Origin of the sequence: uncultured Subdoligranulum sp. (genome assembly GCF_963931595.1) — a bacterium.
GTDB lineage: Bacteria > Bacillota > Clostridia > Oscillospirales > Ruminococcaceae > Gemmiger.
Genome location: NZ_OZ007030.1, coordinates 2,661,661 through 2,678,913, shown reverse-complemented (window position 1 = coordinate 2,678,913; position 17,253 = coordinate 2,661,661). Strand labels below are relative to the sequence as shown.

General features: G+C 50.0%; 15 protein-coding genes. 7 read left to right on the top strand and 8 right to left on the bottom strand.

The annotated features are described in order from the left end of the window. Positions 1-121 precede the first annotated feature (121 nt). The 4 genes from ABGT73_RS12805 to ABGT73_RS12790 are packed head-to-tail and all read left to right on the top strand — an operon-like array spanning position 122 to position 7,320. Positions 122-1,591, top strand: a complete 1,470-nt coding sequence (locus tag ABGT73_RS12805) for an ATP-binding protein (protein ID WP_346670052.1) — start codon at positions 122-124, stop codon at positions 1,589-1,591. Further along, a complete protein-coding gene (locus tag ABGT73_RS12800) occupies positions 1,584-4,319 on the top strand; it encodes a Z1 domain-containing protein (RefSeq protein ID WP_346670051.1) in 2,736 nt (911 codons plus the stop codon). Before ABGT73_RS12805 ends, ABGT73_RS12800 begins: the two co-directional genes overlap by 8 nt. Positions 4,320-4,322: 3 nt before the next feature. After that, positions 4,323-5,258, top strand: a complete 936-nt coding sequence (locus ABGT73_RS12795; RefSeq protein WP_346670050.1) for a PD-(D/E)XK motif protein — start codon at positions 4,323-4,325, stop codon at positions 5,256-5,258. Further along, complete coding sequence (locus ABGT73_RS12790) at positions 5,248-7,320, top strand: AIPR family protein (RefSeq protein WP_346670049.1); 2,073 nt, start codon at positions 5,248-5,250, stop codon at positions 7,318-7,320. The genes ABGT73_RS12795 and ABGT73_RS12790 overlap by 11 nt, the downstream gene beginning before the upstream one ends. Here ABGT73_RS12790 and ABGT73_RS12785 read toward each other — a convergent pair. Further along, the gene (locus tag ABGT73_RS12785) at positions 7,308-7,742 is read right to left on the bottom strand and encodes a very short patch repair endonuclease (RefSeq protein ID WP_346670048.1); all 435 of its coding nucleotides are present in this window, start codon (positions 7,740-7,742) and stop codon (positions 7,308-7,310) included. The genes ABGT73_RS12790 and ABGT73_RS12785 overlap by 13 nt on opposite strands. A 173-nt stretch (positions 7,743-7,915) precedes the next feature. Between ABGT73_RS12785 and ABGT73_RS12780 the strand changes: the two genes are divergently transcribed. Then, the gene (locus tag ABGT73_RS12780; protein ID WP_346670047.1) at positions 7,916-9,178 is read left to right on the top strand and encodes a DNA cytosine methyltransferase; all 1,263 of its coding nucleotides are present in this window, start codon (positions 7,916-7,918) and stop codon (positions 9,176-9,178) included. 47 nt (positions 9,179-9,225) lie between these two features. On the opposite strand, the gene ABGT73_RS12775 is transcribed toward ABGT73_RS12780, so the two are convergent. Then, complete coding sequence (locus ABGT73_RS12775) at positions 9,226-9,705, bottom strand: SLOG family protein (RefSeq protein WP_346670046.1); 480 nt, start codon at positions 9,703-9,705, stop codon at positions 9,226-9,228. A 103-nt stretch (positions 9,706-9,808) separates the two neighbouring features. Between ABGT73_RS12775 and ABGT73_RS12770 the strand changes: the two genes are divergently transcribed. Next, complete coding sequence (locus tag ABGT73_RS12770; protein WP_193501203.1) at positions 9,809-10,006, top strand: ribbon-helix-helix protein, CopG family; 198 nt, start codon at positions 9,809-9,811, stop codon at positions 10,004-10,006. 65 nt (positions 10,007-10,071) lie between these two features. Here the strand turns inward: ABGT73_RS12770 and ABGT73_RS12765 are convergent, their stop codons facing one another. The 4 genes from ABGT73_RS12765 to ABGT73_RS12750 form a co-directional block, all read right to left on the bottom strand. Continuing rightward, positions 10,072-10,341 carry a GNAT family N-acetyltransferase gene (locus ABGT73_RS12765; protein ID WP_346670045.1) on the bottom strand — a complete coding sequence of 90 codons (270 nt, stop codon included), beginning with the start codon at positions 10,339-10,341 and terminating at the stop codon, positions 10,072-10,074. A gap of 97 nt (positions 10,342-10,438) precedes the next feature. Next, positions 10,439-11,614, bottom strand: coding sequence for a site-specific integrase (locus tag ABGT73_RS12760; RefSeq protein ID WP_346670044.1), 1,176 nt, complete (start codon positions 11,612-11,614; stop codon positions 10,439-10,441). Between the two features lie 221 nt (positions 11,615-11,835). Beyond that, positions 11,836-12,927: a tyrosine-type recombinase/integrase gene (locus ABGT73_RS12755; protein WP_346670043.1), complete on the bottom strand. Its 1,092-nt coding sequence runs from the start codon at positions 12,925-12,927 to the stop codon at positions 11,836-11,838. 97 nt (positions 12,928-13,024) lie between these two features. Further along, the gene (locus tag ABGT73_RS12750; RefSeq protein WP_346670042.1) at positions 13,025-14,092 is read right to left on the bottom strand and encodes an AAA family ATPase; all 1,068 of its coding nucleotides are present in this window, start codon (positions 14,090-14,092) and stop codon (positions 13,025-13,027) included. A 734-nt stretch (positions 14,093-14,826) separates the two neighbouring features. On the opposite strand from ABGT73_RS12750, the gene ABGT73_RS12745 reads away from it, so the two are divergent. Continuing rightward, entirely contained in the window at positions 14,827-15,261 is a 435-nt protein-coding gene (locus tag ABGT73_RS12745) for a DUF188 domain-containing protein (protein ID WP_346670041.1), read from the top strand. Between the two features lie 57 nt (positions 15,262-15,318). Here the strand turns inward: ABGT73_RS12745 and ABGT73_RS12740 are convergent, their stop codons facing one another. Together ABGT73_RS12740 and ABGT73_RS12735 are read right to left on the bottom strand one after the other, a co-directional pair. Continuing rightward, a complete protein-coding gene (locus tag ABGT73_RS12740; protein WP_346670040.1) occupies positions 15,319-16,236 on the bottom strand; it encodes a DUF2971 domain-containing protein in 918 nt (305 codons plus the stop codon). Positions 16,237-16,278: 42 nt separating this feature from the next. Next, positions 16,279-17,166, bottom strand: coding sequence for a hypothetical protein (locus tag ABGT73_RS12735; RefSeq protein ID WP_346670039.1), 888 nt, complete (start codon positions 17,164-17,166; stop codon positions 16,279-16,281). Positions 17,167-17,253: the final 87 nt, after the last annotated feature.

The window sequence follows — 17,253 nt, the reverse complement described above, 5'->3', positions numbered from 1 at the left end:
ATTCGAAGCCATTTGACACTATACAGGACTTGGAATACAATGAAATATAAATAAACGTACCGACGTACTCTCCGCAAACCGGTATTGTAAATAAAGCCTGTATCAGACAGGAGGATTTCGGATGGAAGAAAGACTTGTTATTCCCTTTGCTCCGATTCTTGTAGAATCAACGAGGTCGATAGGGTATCTGTTTGAAGCTGCTGTTGCTGATATTGTCGACAACAGTATCAGTGCCGGTGCCACAGAAGTGCGGATAGGTTTTATGTCAAAAGAACCCCGCTGGCTGTGCATTGAAGATAACGGGTGCGGTATGGCGGCGGATGAAATTGAAAACGCCATGCGATATGGAAGCCAGGATCCGCGCGATGCCCGAGACAAGAATGATTTGGGACGGTTTGGTCTTGGTCTGAAAATGGCTTCTTTGTCCCAGTGCCGGAAATTAACAGTCATGAGTAAAAAGGACGGGAAGACTGTCGCGGCTTCGTGGGACCTCGACTACATTAAGTTGAAAAAATCCTGGGCACTGAAAGTGTATTCGGAAAGTGAAATGGAAGACCTTCCCGGATTCTTTTACCTGAACGGACTTGAGCACGGAACGGTTGTTCTCTGGCAGGATTTTGACCGCCTCGAGGATGCAAGCGCGAACGCCCAGAAATCTTTTGATGAGAAGATCGAACTGACCAGAAAACACCTGTCGCTTGTTTTCCACCGCTTTTTGGGAGATGAAAATCCCAAAAAAAGGCTGGCGTTGTATTTTAACGGGGATCCGGTGCAGCCGATGGATCCTTTCCTCACGCGGCATCCTTCCACACAGCCTTTGAGTGAACAGATTTTGCGAATCAATAATGAAGAAGTCCGGGTAAAGCCCTATGTGCTTCCGTATCCGAGCAAACTGAGTGCAAGCGATATCGAAAGTATGGGCGGAAAAGATGAACTGCGTCTAAAGCAGGGATTCTATATATACCGTAACAAGCGCCTGATTGTTTGGGGCACCTGGTTCAGACTGATTCGGCAAAACGAGTTGGGAAAACTTGCACGGGTACGAGTTGATATTCCCAATTCTCTGGACTCCATGTGGGAAATCGACATCAAAAAGTCAACGGCAACCCTCCCGGATTGTATCAAGAAAAATCTGGCGGCTGTAGTAAAGAACGCCGTTGGACGAAGTGAGCGTGTTTACAAATACCGTGGCCGAAATGTGCAGACAGATGATCTTGTACATGCATGGAATCCGGTTGATTTCAGGGGGACTTTCCAGTATCAGATCAATCGGGATCTGCCTTTGCTGAAAATGCTGGAAAATCATTTGGACGAAGACGGTCTTGCACTGTTTGATAATTTCCTGAAGATGCTGGAAGATACGTTCCCCTATGCGGATGTATATTACCGGCTGGCAAGCAACGAAGCCAATGTAACGGAAAAGGCGCTGGAAACGGATGAAGCTCGTCAGATTGCTCTCCAGATGGTCCGCCAGGCGCAGGAGCCGGGAGGAAATGTTCTGCAGCTGCTGTCTGTAATGGACAAGATGGATTTCTTTGTAAAATATCCGGACGTGCTGAAAGAATTGCGAGAGGAGTATTGCCATGACTAAAAATCAGGATTCAATGATTTCCTATGTGCTGAAGTATTTGTCAGACAAGGAAAAAATCACCGAGGCTACGATTCAGGATGCCGTAAAACTCTTTCTCTCCATTGTTCCTTTGAATGACAGTGAGCAGACGGAAGTCATCAAGGAATTACAGGCACGGCTCCAGATCGATATTGATCGGGGCGTATACATTACCGCAAAGGATCACAAACCATGGTACGCGGATGCCAAAGCCGATATTGAACCGCTGTTTTGGGAGCGCTATGTGCAATACCTGCAGAACGAATGCGGATGGGTGCCAAAGGTCATTACGGAGATGGATCGTTTCTCTGACGAACTGATGGACCTGCTTGGAAACCCCGGTCAGGAAACAGGATTTTCTGTCAGAGGGTTATGCATCGGTAATGTCCAGTCCGGCAAAACGGCCAACTACATCGCACTGATGAACAAGGCAGCAGATGCGGGCTACCGTGTAATTATTCTTCTGACCGGAACCATTGAAAAACTTCGCAAACAAACACAGCAGCGTGTTGACGAAGGATTCACAGGTCTGGACAGCAAGGCTCTTACAAAAGACAGGGACAGTGTACGAGTTGGCGTGGGGCTGAATGATGCCAGGGTAAGCGGTTTTGCCGTCACATCAACCATGAGCGATTTTAACACCTCTTCCGCACAGAAAATTGTTGGACGCTTGGACGCCATACACGATCCCATCGTATTTGTTCTGAAGAAAAACAAAAGTGTGCTTGAAAAGCTGGAGCGCTGGCTTCGAGTATGTAACACGACCAGAACAAAAAAGACAATTGATCTTCCCATGCTCCTTATTGACGACGAGGCAGACAACGCCTCCATCAATACAAAGGACAAAGAAAATCCGACCGCCATCAATGCCGCTATCCGAAAGTTGCTGGCACTGTTCTCAAAAGCAAACTACGTTGGTTTTACCGCTACACCTTATGCGAATATCTTTATTGACCCGGAAACCGACGATAAAATGATTGCAGAGGATCTGTTCCCGAGAGATTTTATTTATGCGCTGAAAGCTCCGACCAACTATATTGGTGCAGATCGCATCTTCCTGGAAGGAGGAGATTGCAGCTTCATGCTCCACGAGAATGACGATTGTGAGGAATATCTTCCGATTCGGCATAAAAGCGGAGCTGTCCCGGCCGGGAAATTGCCGGAAAGTATGCTGGAGGCAATTGCAGCCTTTTTCCTGGCTAATGCCGTGCGGGATTTGCGAGGCGATGTCAAATCTCATCGGACGATGATGATCAATATTTCCCGTTTCATTGCAGTACAGGAAGCTATCACAAGTCAGGTGGATGAGCTGGTCCGAACCATGCTGCGGGAGATCCGAAATTATTATCGCGCGGGCGAACAGGCTATGGAGTATGATACGTTCCGGCTGCTGCGCAAAACTTGGGACAAATATTATGCTCCGATGGAAACCATTGACTTTGAGTGGCCTGACATTCAGGAAGCTTTGCACGCAGCCGTGGCCGCTGTGGAAGTTCGAACCATCAATGGAGGCAATGCTTCCAAATACCTGAATTATGATGAATATGACAAAGGATTGCGCCTCATTGCGGTGGGCGGGCTGAGCCTCTCCCGCGGCCTCACGCTGGAAGGGCTGTGCATCAGCTACTTCTATCGGAATTCCCAGATGTATGACACACTGATGCAGATGGGGCGCTGGTTTGGATACCGGAGTCACTATGAGGATCTCTGCCAAATCTGGATGCCTGCAACATCCATGTCCTGGTACGCCTATATCACCGAGGCAACCAACGAACTGCTTTCGGAAGTCAACCGGATGAAGCTGCTCAATATGACCCCGAAAGATTTCGGCCTGTGCGTCCGCAGTGACCAGGCGGCATTGATGGTAACTGCGCGAAACAAGATGCGTTCCGCGCAAGATTATACGATGACACTCAGCCTGAACGGGCGTGTAGTGGAAACACCATTTCTGGACAGCACTCTGCAAGTTGAACAGGACAATCTGAGAGCGACAGAAAACCTCCTTTCCGAGTTGCAAAAAGCATACCCGCTCGAAAAAGATGACGCTGGTCTGGCGCTGAAGGCCCCGCAGTTCCGGAATGTCAAAAAGGACTATATTATTGAATATCTCTCTACCTACAATACACACCCGCTGAATTTTGATTTCCACGCAGAGGATTTTGTCAAAATTCTGCGGGAGGACAAGGGACCTGACCTTGACAAATGGGATGTCATGATTGCATCAGGCAAAGGCGAGGAAAGAAAACTCGAGGGAATTCCGGTACGAACAGTTCAGCGAATCTTTGATTACAAGGCAAAGCAACACGCCTTTCAGATGTCAGGAAAAGGTTCACGTCTGGGCAGCCGCGACGCAGGTAAAGGTGGACTGACCAGTGATACTGTAGAAAAAATCGAGAAGGCATTGCATCGCATCGAGCCGGAGAAGAAGAATCTCTCGCAGGCAGATTATTTCAAGACCGGTATCAGGAGAAATCCGCTGCTCGTGATTTATCCTGTTCAGTTGAAGGCTGAACCGGGGACGGAGAAGGAAAAACTGGCTCAAAAAGCGCCAGTTCCCCTGATCGGCCTGAGTATAGGTATTCCGAGAGTGGATGGACAGGAAGATAAAAAATACAATTATAAAATTAATGTAGTCAAATGGAAAGAACTGTATGAAGTTGAACACGGCGAAGATCTGGATGAGCAGGACAGTACAATTCCGGAGGAATAAAAAATGACGGATGCAAAGCAGGCTTTTTCTGAACTGAAAGAGGATGCCGGTTTTCGAAGAGTAGACGCCGTACATGTGCTGAATTTGTATTACGGCTATGATCCGCAGGGGCGCGCCACACTGCTTCTCGTAAGCAGCACACAACCCCAGGAGCTCCGCTCGTCCCGCATTATTTCTGCCGAGGCAGGAAAGCGCAAGGATGGAAAATGGGCACTTTCTTTTGCATTGCAACGGCAGGAATACAAAGACCTGTTTTACAGCTTTTGCAACGACATGGTTGAATCTTCCCGCGGATTAAAACTGGAACACAACGGAGCCGAGTTTCTCTGCAAGCGCTACTGCGACTGGCAGCAAATGATGGCACAGGCAAGTATCCAGATTCTGAGCAAAGCCGAAATAAAGGGACTGGCGGGAGAAATGCTTTTCCTTCTGGAATACATGATACCGAAGTACGGGTGCCAGCAGGCATTGGATGCCTGGACAGGGCCGGCCCGTGGCGACCAGGATTTTATAACGGCGGAAAGCTGGTATGAAATTAAAACGGTATCAAGCGGAACGGAAGAAATCCGCATTTCTTCTGCTGAACAGCTGGATCGAAATGATGAAGGATATCTGGTTGTACAGTTTATGGATACGACCGGAGCAGATGATCCGAAAGGTATCACACTGAACGGACTGTATGAAAAAATCTGTGCCTGTCTTGAAACAGATGTGCAGCGCAAGCAGTTTGCCGCCCTTTTGTGGCAACAGGGATTTGCTGTCCAGACTGCCTATGACAAAATTGCATTCCGTCCGGGAAAACGACAGTATTTTCAGGTGAATGCAGACTTTCCCTGCATAAGACAGGATTCTTTGCCGCTGGGCGTATCCGGTGTGAACTACCTGCTTTCGCTTTCGGCAATTGCTTCATTCAAAAAGGAACAGGAACATGGATGTTAACGAGTTTCGGACTGAAATTCTCGAAGAAATTCATCTGAATGCAACGATGAATGGAACCAGTCCCCGTGAGGAATTTCTGGCCATGTATACAGAGGCACTTATTGATGCCGAAGAGTTTGAAGACTTTGAGCAGGTGCCTTATGAAGGAGTTGGCAGTCAGAACCGGAGAATTCAGATAGACGGATACTGCTACAATGAACTGGATGACTGTCTGGATATTGCCGTTTGCCCGTTTCGTGACAGTACGGAAGCGGAGTCGCTGACAGCGACAGAGGCCGATACATGGTTCCGTCGAGCGCGCGCTTTTGTAGAAAATGCGCAATCCGGTTTTCTGCAAAAAAATGCCGAGGAAAGTTCCCCGGGCTATGGTCTTGCGGTTGATATTCAGAACAGATATAAAAATGTTACCCGGTTCCGTTTCTTTATCATGACTGATATGGTCATGAGCAATCGAATCCGTGAAATTCCGGCAACGCACATCGGACAGGCAACAGCAGAGTACCATATCTGGGATATTGCCCGTCTGCAGGAATTGATGTCCTCCAAAACCGGCAAGGAAGATATTGTTATTGACCTGAAACAATTCAGTGATGAGGGAATTCCCTGCCTGCCTGCAGGTGAAACCGAAGAATACACAGCCTATCTGTGCTCCATTCCCGGAAAGATCCTTGCCGAGTTGTACAACCGGTATGGCGGACGTCTGCTGGAAGGTAACGTCCGGTCATTTCTCTCTGTAAAGGGAAAAATCAACAAGGGCATTCGCAATACGATTCTGAATGAACCGAGTATGTTCTTTGCCTACAACAACGGTATCGCTGCCACAGCATACAACGTCGAAATTGAACACAGAGAAAGTGCTTCCTGGATTACAGGAATTACTGCTTTGCAGATTGTTAACGGCGGCCAGACAACCGCTTCACTGGCTGCAGCTTTGACAAATGACCGCAGCAGAGCCAATGATTTGCGGGATGTTTATGTTCCCATGAAACTTTCCGTAGTGTCACCGGAAAAGGCAATGGAACTGATCCCGAATATTGCCCGATATGCCAACAAGCAAAACAAGGTGAGCGATGCAGACTTTTTCTCCAATCATGCATTTCATGTACGCATGGAGGATCTTTCGCGTCGTACCCTTGCTCCGGCTGTCAAAGGAAATCAGTTTGGCACTTGCTGGTATTATGAACGCACCCGCGGACAGTACAAACAGCAGCAGGCCCGCATGAGCGCAGCCGAGAAAAAACGTTTTCTGGCGCGAAATCCGAAACCCCAAATGTTTACCAAAACAGACCTGGCAAAGTTTTACAATACATGGAGACAGCTCCCCTGGCAAGTCTGCTCCGGTGCACAAAAGAACTTTATGCGGTTTGCAGAATGGGCAAGCAGTGAGTGGGACAAACATGAATCGTCTTTTAATGAGGAGTTTTTCAAAAAGGTTGTCGGACTGGATATTTTGTACCGGTCGACAGACCGAATTGTTAAAAATGCCCCATGGTATGAAATGGGCTACAAAGCACAGGTTGTAACCTATACCATTGCAGAGCTTTTCAGGCTGATTGAAAAGGAAACAGACAGAACATTTGATTTCCGAACCCTGTGGAACCGGCAGGAAATAAGCCATGCCACAGAGCTTCAGCTGGAAGAACTTGCAGAAGCAATGTATAATCATCTGATTTCCCCGGATCGAGGTGTTCAGAACGTAACAGAATGGGCCAAGCGGGAGGCCTGCTGGATCGAGGCGAAAAAACTGCATCTCAATCTGAGAGAAGATTTTAAACAGGAACTGATTTGGAAAACAGAACAGAAAAACAGAGAATCTGATGCCCGTTCCATTCAGAAGCAGTTGAATCAGGCTGGTGCCATGATTAAGGTTGCTGAGTATGGAGCGGACGGCTGGAAAAAGGTCCTTGCGTGGGGCCTGGACGCCAAAATATTTACACCGATGGAGATATCACTTTTAAAAACCGCTGTTGCAATGGAGAACGGAAAATTCCCGTCGGAAAGACAATGTGCCAGGATTCTTCAGATTCTGGAAAAGGCACGAATGGAGAGTTACCCGGGCTGATTGTTGAGCTGACGGGTCAGGTCCTGCAGAACGGAATCCATTGTTTTTTCGAAATTATGCTCAATCTCGCATTCCCACAAAGTAATAACATGCCAGCCGGATTCTTCCAGCTGCTGCTTGTGCAGAATGTCGTTTTGAACATTTTTGTTGAACTTCTGAATCCAGAAATCTGTGTTGGTGGAAGGCGTCGTGCAATTTTTACACCCCGGGTGCCGATGCCAGTAACAGCCGTGGACAAATATAACTGTTTTATATTTTGGCAGAACAATATCCGGCTTTCCGGGAAGTTTTGAATCATTTTTCCTGTATCGATAGCCCTTTGAAAACAGGAACTTCCGAACTTTTACTTCAATTCCGGTATCTTTACTGCGAATATGGGACATATTCCAGCTGCGTTTCTCACGAGTTAATCTGTCTGCCATGCATACCATCCTCCGTACAGCCTATTATAGCACAATTGGTCGTAGTGAAGTTGTTTTTCTCGGCTAAAACGCAGAAATTCCCGGGATGTATCTTGCGTGGCAGGATTTGTCCTGGTATAATAAGTTAGCCTTGGATCGGCAAACATCAGAATGCGGGAAAGGAAGAAATTTCAATGCCAAACTATCTGGACTTGTTTGCAGGAGCAGGTGGTCTGTCAGAAGGATTCCTTCAAGCCGGATATACTCCTGTTGCCCATATAGAAATGGACGGAGCGGCCTGCTATACTCTGAAAACCCGCGTAGCAGCAAAATGGCTGAAAGACAATGGTCAGGAAGCCGTGTACAACGATTATCTCAATGAAAAGTACAGCAGAAACGAATTCTATTCCCATGTACCTGAAGAAGAGCTGTCCAGTGTATTGCAACGCGAGATTTCCCAAGAAAGCCTCCCTGAAATCTTCTCCCGTATTGATGAAAGACTGGGAAAACGCGAGCTCGACTTAATTGTTGGAGGGCCGCCCTGCCAGGCCTATTCCCTGGCTGGTCGTTCTCGTTCCAAAACAAAGATGCGGGGAGACAAGCGTAACTATTTATATAAACTTTACGCTGAGTTTCTGAAACGGTATACTCCCAAGTTTTTTGTCTTTGAGAATGTTACCGGTCTGCTTTCTGCAAAGGATGAGGATGGAAAACCTCATTTCGAGAAGATGCGGGATTTGTTCTGTGAATGCGGGTACTCAACCAATTTTAGGGTGTTGAATGCCAAAGACTATGGCGTACTGCAAAACCGTAAACGAATTATACTTGTTGGCAAGAGAAATGGTGAGGAAGACTATTACCCGAAGCTCATGCAAATTCATACTGACTGTGTGGTAGGTGAAATTTTTGGCGACTTGCCGCATTTGCACGCAGGAGAGGGTTCGCCCAAGCCTACACCAACGCTGCACTATGAGGGAAAGTATCTCTACGAGGCAGGAATCAAAAGAGAAGATTTGCAACCTGTTACGCTGCACTATGCCCGACCGAATACTGAACAGGATTTGGAAATTTACAGATTGGCAGTAAAACGCTGGACACAGGATCATCAGCGAATCAGGTATACAGATTTGCCGGAAAATTTAAAGACGCAGAAAAACACCGAATCTTTTCTGGATCGCTTTAAGGTGGTGGCGGCAGACGAAAAAGTGTCTCAGACGGTAGTCGCTCATATATGTAAAGACGGACATTACTATATTCATCCGGACATAGAGCAAAACCGCTCCCTTACGCCACGTGAAGCGGCCAGACTGCAAACCTTCCCGGATGACTATTTCTTTGAGTGCATCAGAGGAGGTTTCTCCAGAACAACGGCCTATAAACAGATTGGCAATGCTGTTCCTGTTCGCCTTGCATATTGTATCGCACAGGCACTCCTGTCGGAATTTGAAGAAGAATAAAAGATTTCATCAGAACGCCCGAAGGAATATTGGCCTTCGGGCTTCTTTCATGGAAGTATGGCATTCCATATCTGCAATCCCTGCTTTTCCGCATACCGCAGTGTATACGCCGTACCGCCGGTAGTTCTCGTACAGTAACCGATGCAGTAGGCCGAGCCGTTCACCAGATACCGGTCGCGGGCCAGAAAGGCCTCACGGCTGGGGGCGTCGCAGCAGTAGACCACCTTATCGACCCGGGATTCAATCCGCGCAGCGCGGGCCTGCTGGGCCGCTGTCCAGCGGCTTTGGTAGCCGCGGAACGGCAGCACCAGAATCACCCGAATTTGCGGATACTGCCCACGCAGTTCCAGCAGTTTTTCCGCGACCAGAGTATCAAACCCCAGTGCGCCGCCTACCCCGAAATAGCGGACACCCTGCTCCAGCAGAGGAATCAGATGTTCCTGCACCCGCTGCCAGATGGCTTCCTCCTCCCCGGCAGGCAGATGACGATGGCCGGTAAAGCAGCAAGTTTGTGCGCGTTTGTCCATGGAGATCCTCCTAAATTACATTATGTATTACATATTTGTAGTATATAAATAATACGCCAATGTGCGCCATAATAACTACAACAAAATGCTCGGGAGGTACACGATGGCGCAGGAGGATAAATTTATTGTGCCGCAGCGCAAACCCGCGGTAGGAAAGTCCACGGTGGTATCGGTGCGGCTGCCCGACACCATGCTGGCGAAGCTGGAGGACGTAGCGTCCAAAACAGGCCGTTCCCGCAATGAGCTTGTGCAGATGTGCATCGACTATGCGCTGGCCCGGCTGGAGATCACCGAAGAATAAAAAACAGGCAGTTATCCTCAAAATGAGGACAACTGCCATTTTCTTTGTATTGGGATGTACGGTGTTTATACCAACAGATCCTGCTCCTCGGGATGAGTCTCAAACCAGTGTATGGCGTAGGAACAGGTGGCCCGGGCCTTGCGGCCATCCTGGCGCAGAGTATCGGCCACTGCACGCAGAAGCTGTCCGGCAACCCCCTGTCCCCGCAGAGAACCGTCCACAAAGGTATGGTTGATGACAGCAATGCCCTCCTGTTCCGGGAAGGTTACTTCTGCCAGCAGTTTCCCCGTTTCATCCGTGGCAAAAATCCGGCCCGGTTCTTTGCAAAACTCCATAACAAACACCTCCGACTTCAGTGTAACAAAAAAGTCGGACAAGAGCAACAGCCATGTTCCTGCCGCTTCGGCAGGAGCATGGCTGTTGCAGATTCGTTTATAGCCCCATCACCTTTCCCAGCTTTTCCTGTGCCTCTCGCTTGGTTTTATCAAAGGCATGGGCATAGATATCCAGTGTGGTACTGGGCTGGGAGTGACCAAGCAGTCCTGCAACGGTGCGGACATCCACGCCCTGGGCAATGAGCAGGCTGGCGTTGGTATGGCGCAGGCTGTGGACAGATAAGTTTTGAGGCAGCCCATTTTCCTTGAGGATTTTCTTGAAGCGGAAGGTAAAGGTCGTGGGTACCATGGGATCGCCGCTCGGCTGCCGGAAGAGGTAATCTTCCTCCGTCAGGGTCTGCCCGTCTGCCTGTTCCATCTGCCATGCACATTCCTGCCTCCACGCTTTCAACAGTTTGCACATCTCTTTGCTGATGTACACCCTCCGGTTGCCGCTTGCGGTTTTCGGCTCCTTGGTAAAGATCTTTTGTCCGCTGAGTTTGACCACCGTCCGCTGCACATGGATGGTCCGGTGCCTCCAGTCAATATCAGACCAGCGTAATCCGCAGGCTTCGCCGCGGCGCATCCCTGTGGCCAGTACCAATTTGAAGTACACTTCATATTTCATGCTTTGTGTTTCCAGAGCGGCGATCAGCTTCTGCACCGTTTCCTCGTCGGCCACCGGGCGCTCTTTGCGCACGCCTTTGGGTTTGTACACCCGCCAGGCTGGGTTATGGGTCAGGTAGCTTTCATCCACGGCACCGGACAAGATGCTGCACAGTGTGTTGTGCAGTCCCTCCACGGACCGTTCCGATAGCGGCTGTCCATCCGTCAGTTTAGGCTCTGAGCGCATGGCTTCGTAGAAGGCACGGATGGTTTCCTTGCGCAGGTCGGTCAGTTTGTAATGCCCCAGTGCTGGCAGGATGCGCCGGATATCCTGTTGGTCACGGGAATAGGTGCTGGCTGCCAGCTTGCCTGGGGCGATATCCCGCAGCCAATGTTCGGTATACGCTGCCAGCGTCATGGCATGGTTCACGGGTTGTGGGTCATGCCGTACTTCCCGCTCGAACAGAACAGCCTGTTCGTTCAGCCATTTTTTGCACTGGCCAGGCGTGAGATCTTTCGGTGGATGTACTGTTTTCTGTGCGGCTTTCAGCCGGTTCCCTTCGTAATCGTAGCCGCGGGATACTACAATGAGATAACTGTTTTGTCCTCGTTTTCGGATGCTTGCCATTTTAACCACTCCTTTGTGTGTGTTGACACAAAGGATACCAACCTCTGCGATACAAAGCTATCACCAAACCCAACGAAGAACGGCCACGATACTTGTGCAAACCGGGCAAAACACCAAAAGTTTGCAAACATAACTAATAGTGAGGATTCTCCCAAAAGGGAAAATCCTCACTGTGGGTGTGCCGGACAAACAAAAAACCCGGGCGCATTGCCCGGGGAATGTTAGTCCTGCAAAGTGTCGTAGTATTCTTCCTCTGCCGGTGCCAGCAGAGAATCAAACAACCCGGCAGCCTCCTCTTTGCAGATATCCTGCGGATGGCAGTAGGTTCGTTCCAGAAAGGCGGTATCTGCGTGTCCCAGCAGGTCGGCTGCCACCTGCTTGCTGGTTCCGTGTTCCAGCAGATAGGTGGCGAAGAAATGCCGCATGGTATGCAGGTGGTATTCCTCGGGAAAACCGTTCCGGTCATACAGCCGCCGCAGATGGTGACTGAAAGTATTGGGGTGTACCGGCTTGCCTTTTCGCTGGAAAATCAGCCCGTTCCAGTCGGCTCCGTTATTTTCCAGGGCCTGCTCAGTGAACAGCTCTCCCAGATCGTCGAAGACGATCTGCGGCATGACCACGATGCGGGTGCGGTGGTTCTTGGTGTCACTTTCCAGCACGCCCTGCCCTACCACAGTGCTGCGGGAATGTTGGATCTTCACCTGATTCCCGCCGTGCAGGTCACTCCACCGAAGGGCACACAGCTCGCCGCGGCGCAGGCCGGTGGAGAGGGCCATCAGGTAATACACTCTATAAAGCAGCGGCTCCTGCAGAATGCACTGCAGGAGCTTTCGCATCTCCCATTGTTGCGGAATACGCTGCTGTACCTTTTCCACCCGGACTCTCTCGACCCGGTGGGCAGGATTGTAGAGCAGGATGTCATTTTTCGCTGCGTCCTGCAGCACCGCGGAAACGGCATCCAGATATTTATGTACGGTGTTTTCGCTCAGAGGCTTGCCGCCCCGCCCGGGCCGCTTGCGCAGTTCTTCTGCAAATTCATCCAGGACCATGGGCCGTATCTTGCACAGCGGCAAACCGCCGATGGTCGGGTATGCCACTTCCAACATTTTTCGGTAACCGGCCAGCGTACTGGCTTTGTATCGCTTGGTTGCCCTGTCCAGCCAATGCTCCGCGTAGGCCTCGAACCTGGTGTTTTCACTTTCGTCGATGCCGGTGCGGAATCGTTTTTCCAGGCGCTCAGCCTCCGCATAGACATACTGCCTGATACTGCGCTTTGGAATCTCCTTGGGGACATCCATGGTGCGCGCCTGCATCCGTTTTTTCCCTGTTGTAGTGTAGCCATTACAAACTGTAATTTTATACTTTCTTTCTCCGCGTTGTTGAATACAGGCCATGTTTGTTCCTCCTTCATTAAGATGCCTGTGACGTCAGTGACGGTGATGACGGTTGTGACGGCTGCGACGAAACATCCGGTATTTCAAATCCTGTGTCAGAAGCGTCACAACCGTCATTCTCGTCATGCGGGCGGCAGCAAAGCTGCAGAAGGCGCTGCTTGCTGGTACGCCGGGTACTCAGCAAAATACCATACCTTGCCAGCTCCTCTTCATGGCTCTGCAGGTACCGGGACAGCTGAGCCGGCCCCCATAAGTTTCCCTCGTTCCCCAGCCGGGCTGTCAATTCGGTGGCAGTACCGGAAAACGGCTTGTCGGCCAACAAACGCTGCAAGGCGGGCAAGAGCTGGAGCATCTGCAACTGCTCCGGTGAGCAGCCTCGGCTCCAGCGGCAGTCGGAAAAGTCCAGTGTCAGTTCCATATCTTCAATATCCCGTCCGGTGGCCGACAGCGTAGCCGTCCCCTCCTGGCGCTTTTGGCGGTCGAGAACGATTGTGCCGTCGGCGGCACCGTTCAGACCGTTTGTTCCCGACATCTGCTTGAAAGGATCCTTGTCCTCCTGCTTGCGCAGATGGTGCACAACCAGCAGACAGATATCGTTCCGGTCGGCTACCACTTTCAAAGCCGAGGCATCCCGGTAGTCGATGCTGTAGGAGGAGGTGGCACCGGTTGCCTCCCGGATTTTTTGCAGCGTGTCAATGACGACCAGCTTGACGGCCGGGTGTTCAGCCAGCATCTGATCCAGTTGCTGCTCCAGTCCGTGACCAATCAAATGCGCATGGGTGCAAAGATACAGACCGGCGGGAGCCTCCTCGGTCAGCCGCAATGCGCGGATATGCAGCCGCCGAGGACCGTCCTCCAAAGAGATGTAAAGAACTTCGTTCCGCTTGGTCTCGAACCCCAGAAAGGGCTCTCCACGGCAGACGGCCAGACAGAGCTGCAGTGCCAGCCAGCTTTTTCCCACTTTTGGTGAACCACCCAGGAAATACAACCCGGGTGCCAGCAGATCTTCCACCACCCAAGGGATGGGTTCGATAGGCTGTTTGTAGAGTTCCTGAAGCGTATAGGTGTTTAATGTGTCCTGCATTTTCATGCCTCCTTTTGTTGCAGTAGGTACGGGGTTTGGGGAGAGTCCACAAATTTGCGTTTGGACATCCAAACGCTATGCTAGCAAAACCGTCTGCCAGCAGGTTGGGGGGCCTTTGGGCCCCTTTTCCTTCCCAGTCGGTGGGAAAAAGCCGGTGAGAAAGTGAATCATGCTATGATTCACTTTCCTGGGCTTTCCCTCGTCATGTGAAAAAAGTGAATCATGCTATGATTCACTTTTTCTGAAAAGCAGCTGTCCTTGTGAATCTTATTAAGATTCACACCTGCCTGGTTCAATCAGACAGTGAATCTTAATAAGATTCACAGCCGCCTTGTTTACCAGCTTAATGCGAAAATAGGAAATAAACCTTACGATTTAAACAAGGATTCATAAAGAATTTACAGATGGCATGACAAACACTCTGTTTTGCAGCCACCCATAATCAGCCTATCAGCAAAATATGCCATATCCTGGCATATTTAAAAAATGTTCTCAGAAAATTCATAATAGAAAAGCTGCTTTGCTGGGAGCATAACAGAAAAACCTAACAACTTTTGTTACATTAAAAAAAGATTTTTTGCATTATCTCCTTTTGCGCTACCATCATAGCAGGCAAACCTCGCAACTTTTGCGATATTTATCTCATTTTTTTGAAAAAAGGAGGAAAAGAAAGATAAAACTGCTACAATACAAACAAAAAGCCGCCGATGAACGGCGGCGGAAAGGAAATCAGGATGCCAACGATTTTGATTGACGCAGACGGCTGCCCGGTAGTGGACCTGACGGTGCGAATTGGCCGGGTCCATGGCGTGCCGGTGAGAATCCTCTGTGATACGGCCCATCGCATCGAGCGGAAGGATGCTGAGACGCTGGTCTTTGACAAGGGAGCTGACAGCGTGGACTTTGCCCTGGTCAACCGGGTGCAGCCGGGAGATATTGTCATCACCCAAGACTATGGGCTTGCCAGTATGTGCCTGGCCCGCAGGGCCCGGGTGCTCAACCAGAACGGGCTGGAGTACACGGCCCGGAACATTGATGGCCTGCTGGCCCGTCGGCATGAAAACAAAAAGCTCCTCCGTGCCGGCAAGCACCCGAAAGGGCCAGCCAAACGCACGAGGGAGCAGGATGAGGCGTTTGCCAGAGCGCTGGAGAATCTGTTGCAAGAGTGATGGCAAAAGGAATAAACAAAACAGTCCCCCGCAGCAGACGATGCGGGGGGCTTGGTATTATTCTGGAATCGGACGAACGGCATAGCCCGCTTTATCCAACCGCATGGAAAAGGTCGGAATACCGGCCCGACTGCAAAGTTCCTGCAATTCCTTTTTGGCAACCTGTCCTTTGCAAGAGTCGTTTATGGCAGCACCAAAGTATACAGCAGAGATGGGTGGCATCGTAAATTCAAAGTAGGGATCGGACTCTTGATAACAGCCAGGCATCTGAGTCAAGTGGTGACACATAAAACAGCGCAGATAGGCCCCATATTTTTTACATATGTGAACGCCTTTAAGTATTCTCCATTCCGATTCATATTTCCAAATGGTATCCTTTGTAAAGAGAGCGCTTGTTAGATATTGACGATCTTGCAGGTTAAGTTGGTTATGGCTTAGGTGATCTTGTAGTTCTCTGGTAAACTCTGGACGCTTAGAGGAATAGACTACAGGAGCAAAAACAACCCTATCAAGGGAGGGAGAAAAGCTTGAAAAATCGTATTCAATACAGATTCCTCGATGGCTATCAGCATAATGTGACCACATCAGGCGATTGTCGAAATGTTCGGTCAAGCAACCGACCCGCCAGACAGCATCCAGCGAGTTCTTACATCTCATAAAAAGTTCTCCATCAAGGTCATCTGGAAACGCAAACTGGCAATCGAAAGGATCATTAAACCTAGAGGGACAAGAAAGGCTCATCTCGTGTTTTTGCAGGTGCCTTTTCAAGCGCAGATATTTTTCCTTCTCGGCCTCAGAACTTAGGACTTGTTGATATTTGTATAATTTGTAATGCAGCTTTCCCAGATAGGCATGGGCGGCTTTATTGAATGCCTGGTCGGAAGCGGCATCTTCCTTTAAGAGCCACTGCGCGGTTTTTAGCTCCAATTCTTCACGGGTTATGATAGATTTCCCATCTGCTGAACCCAAAGCCATAATCACTCCTTTCCATCTACAAAGTGTCGGCGAGCTCCGGAACTATACCGTTCCCGGGACAGCTCCACACCCACTGGCAGTCACATCGGCAAACTCGGCCAGAATGGCATCTTCTGCTTCGGAGTTCTGATAATCCGGATTGCTCAGAATCGTGTTTTGTAAGGAGGCCTTCAGCTTATCACAGCAGGGCTTGAAAGACAGATAAGTGATTCCGCCGCCCAGCACACCGCCGACCACTGGAATCGCCTTTTTAAAGAACCCGGCGAAGATCTGTTTGGTCATCCGCACGCCAAACCACTTGGACACATTTCTTACAATGGGGAAGATGGTGCCTTTGGTCAAGGCCCGGCGGAGCAGTTGCTTTTCCACGCCGGTTCCCAGCGCCTTGGCCACCGCCTTCAGAGCGTTGTTTGCCCCAACGACGCCGTACATGACACCCATGCAGAGAATCAGAAGATTCATCGTTTCGGAATCAAAAACCTGGCCGTTTTCCTCCACATCAATTTGGGGGAAGCCATAGAGATACATCAGTTTCTGGGTGGCACGGAGCATATACCCGTAGTACTGGGCAATGTCGGCGGGAATCGTGGCCGCCATGGCAACACCGCCCGGCATACCCAGGGCGGCAGAGATGCCGGACACGCAAACGCGCTCATACTGAATGACTTCATCGGCAATGCGGTTGATCAGTTCCTGCGGAATCCCGGCGCGAAGCGGTGTGGAGGATACCGCTTTTTCGATCACTTCGGGCGTGCATTTGCTTTGCAGTTCCTTGCGAAGGAACTTCTCCCGGTTGACACGAATCCCCGGCACCCGGAGCCCCATCAAAATGACATCCTCGATGTTGACTTCACCGTCGCCGTTCTGGTCCAGGGCTCCATAGACAGCTTCCTGAGATTTGGAAGCCAGTTCTTTGGTTTTGCCGGCCACAGATACCGCAGTTTTTCCCACATTGTCAGCGGCTGCCGAAGCCGCTTCACCAAGGGAATGCGCAAGCTGTTTGCCATCGATTTTCTG

Excerpts from the sequence above, each read along its gene's own strand:
- ABGT73_RS12805 (WP_346670052.1), top strand. The coding sequence starts at position 122 with ATGGAAGAAAGACTTGTTATTCCCTTTGCTCCGATTCTTGTAGAATCA.
- ABGT73_RS12800 (WP_346670051.1), top strand. The coding sequence starts at position 1,584 with ATGACTAAAAATCAGGATTCAATGATTTCCTATGTGCTGAAGTATTTG.
- ABGT73_RS12795 (WP_346670050.1), top strand. The coding sequence starts at position 4,323 with ATGACGGATGCAAAGCAGGCTTTTTCTGAACTGAAAGAGGATGCCGGT.
- ABGT73_RS12790 (WP_346670049.1), top strand. The coding sequence starts at position 5,248 with ATGGATGTTAACGAGTTTCGGACTGAAATTCTCGAAGAAATTCATCTG.
- ABGT73_RS12785 (WP_346670048.1), bottom strand. The coding sequence starts at position 7,742 with ATGGCAGACAGATTAACTCGTGAGAAACGCAGCTGGAATATGTCCCAT.
- ABGT73_RS12780 (WP_346670047.1), top strand. The coding sequence starts at position 7,916 with ATGCCAAACTATCTGGACTTGTTTGCAGGAGCAGGTGGTCTGTCAGAA.
- ABGT73_RS12775 (WP_346670046.1), bottom strand. The coding sequence starts at position 9,705 with ATGGACAAACGCGCACAAACTTGCTGCTTTACCGGCCATCGTCATCTG.
- ABGT73_RS12770 (WP_193501203.1), top strand. The coding sequence starts at position 9,809 with ATGGCGCAGGAGGATAAATTTATTGTGCCGCAGCGCAAACCCGCGGTA.
- ABGT73_RS12765 (WP_346670045.1), bottom strand. The coding sequence starts at position 10,341 with ATGGAGTTTTGCAAAGAACCGGGCCGGATTTTTGCCACGGATGAAACG.
- ABGT73_RS12760 (WP_346670044.1), bottom strand. The coding sequence starts at position 11,614 with ATGGCAAGCATCCGAAAACGAGGACAAAACAGTTATCTCATTGTAGTA.
- ABGT73_RS12755 (WP_346670043.1), bottom strand. The coding sequence starts at position 12,927 with ATGCAGGCGCGCACCATGGATGTCCCCAAGGAGATTCCAAAGCGCAGT.
- ABGT73_RS12750 (WP_346670042.1), bottom strand. The coding sequence starts at position 14,092 with ATGCAGGACACATTAAACACCTATACGCTTCAGGAACTCTACAAACAG.
- ABGT73_RS12745 (WP_346670041.1), top strand. The coding sequence starts at position 14,827 with ATGCCAACGATTTTGATTGACGCAGACGGCTGCCCGGTAGTGGACCTG.
- ABGT73_RS12740 (WP_346670040.1), bottom strand. The coding sequence starts at position 16,236 with ATGGCTTTGGGTTCAGCAGATGGGAAATCTATCATAACCCGTGAAGAA.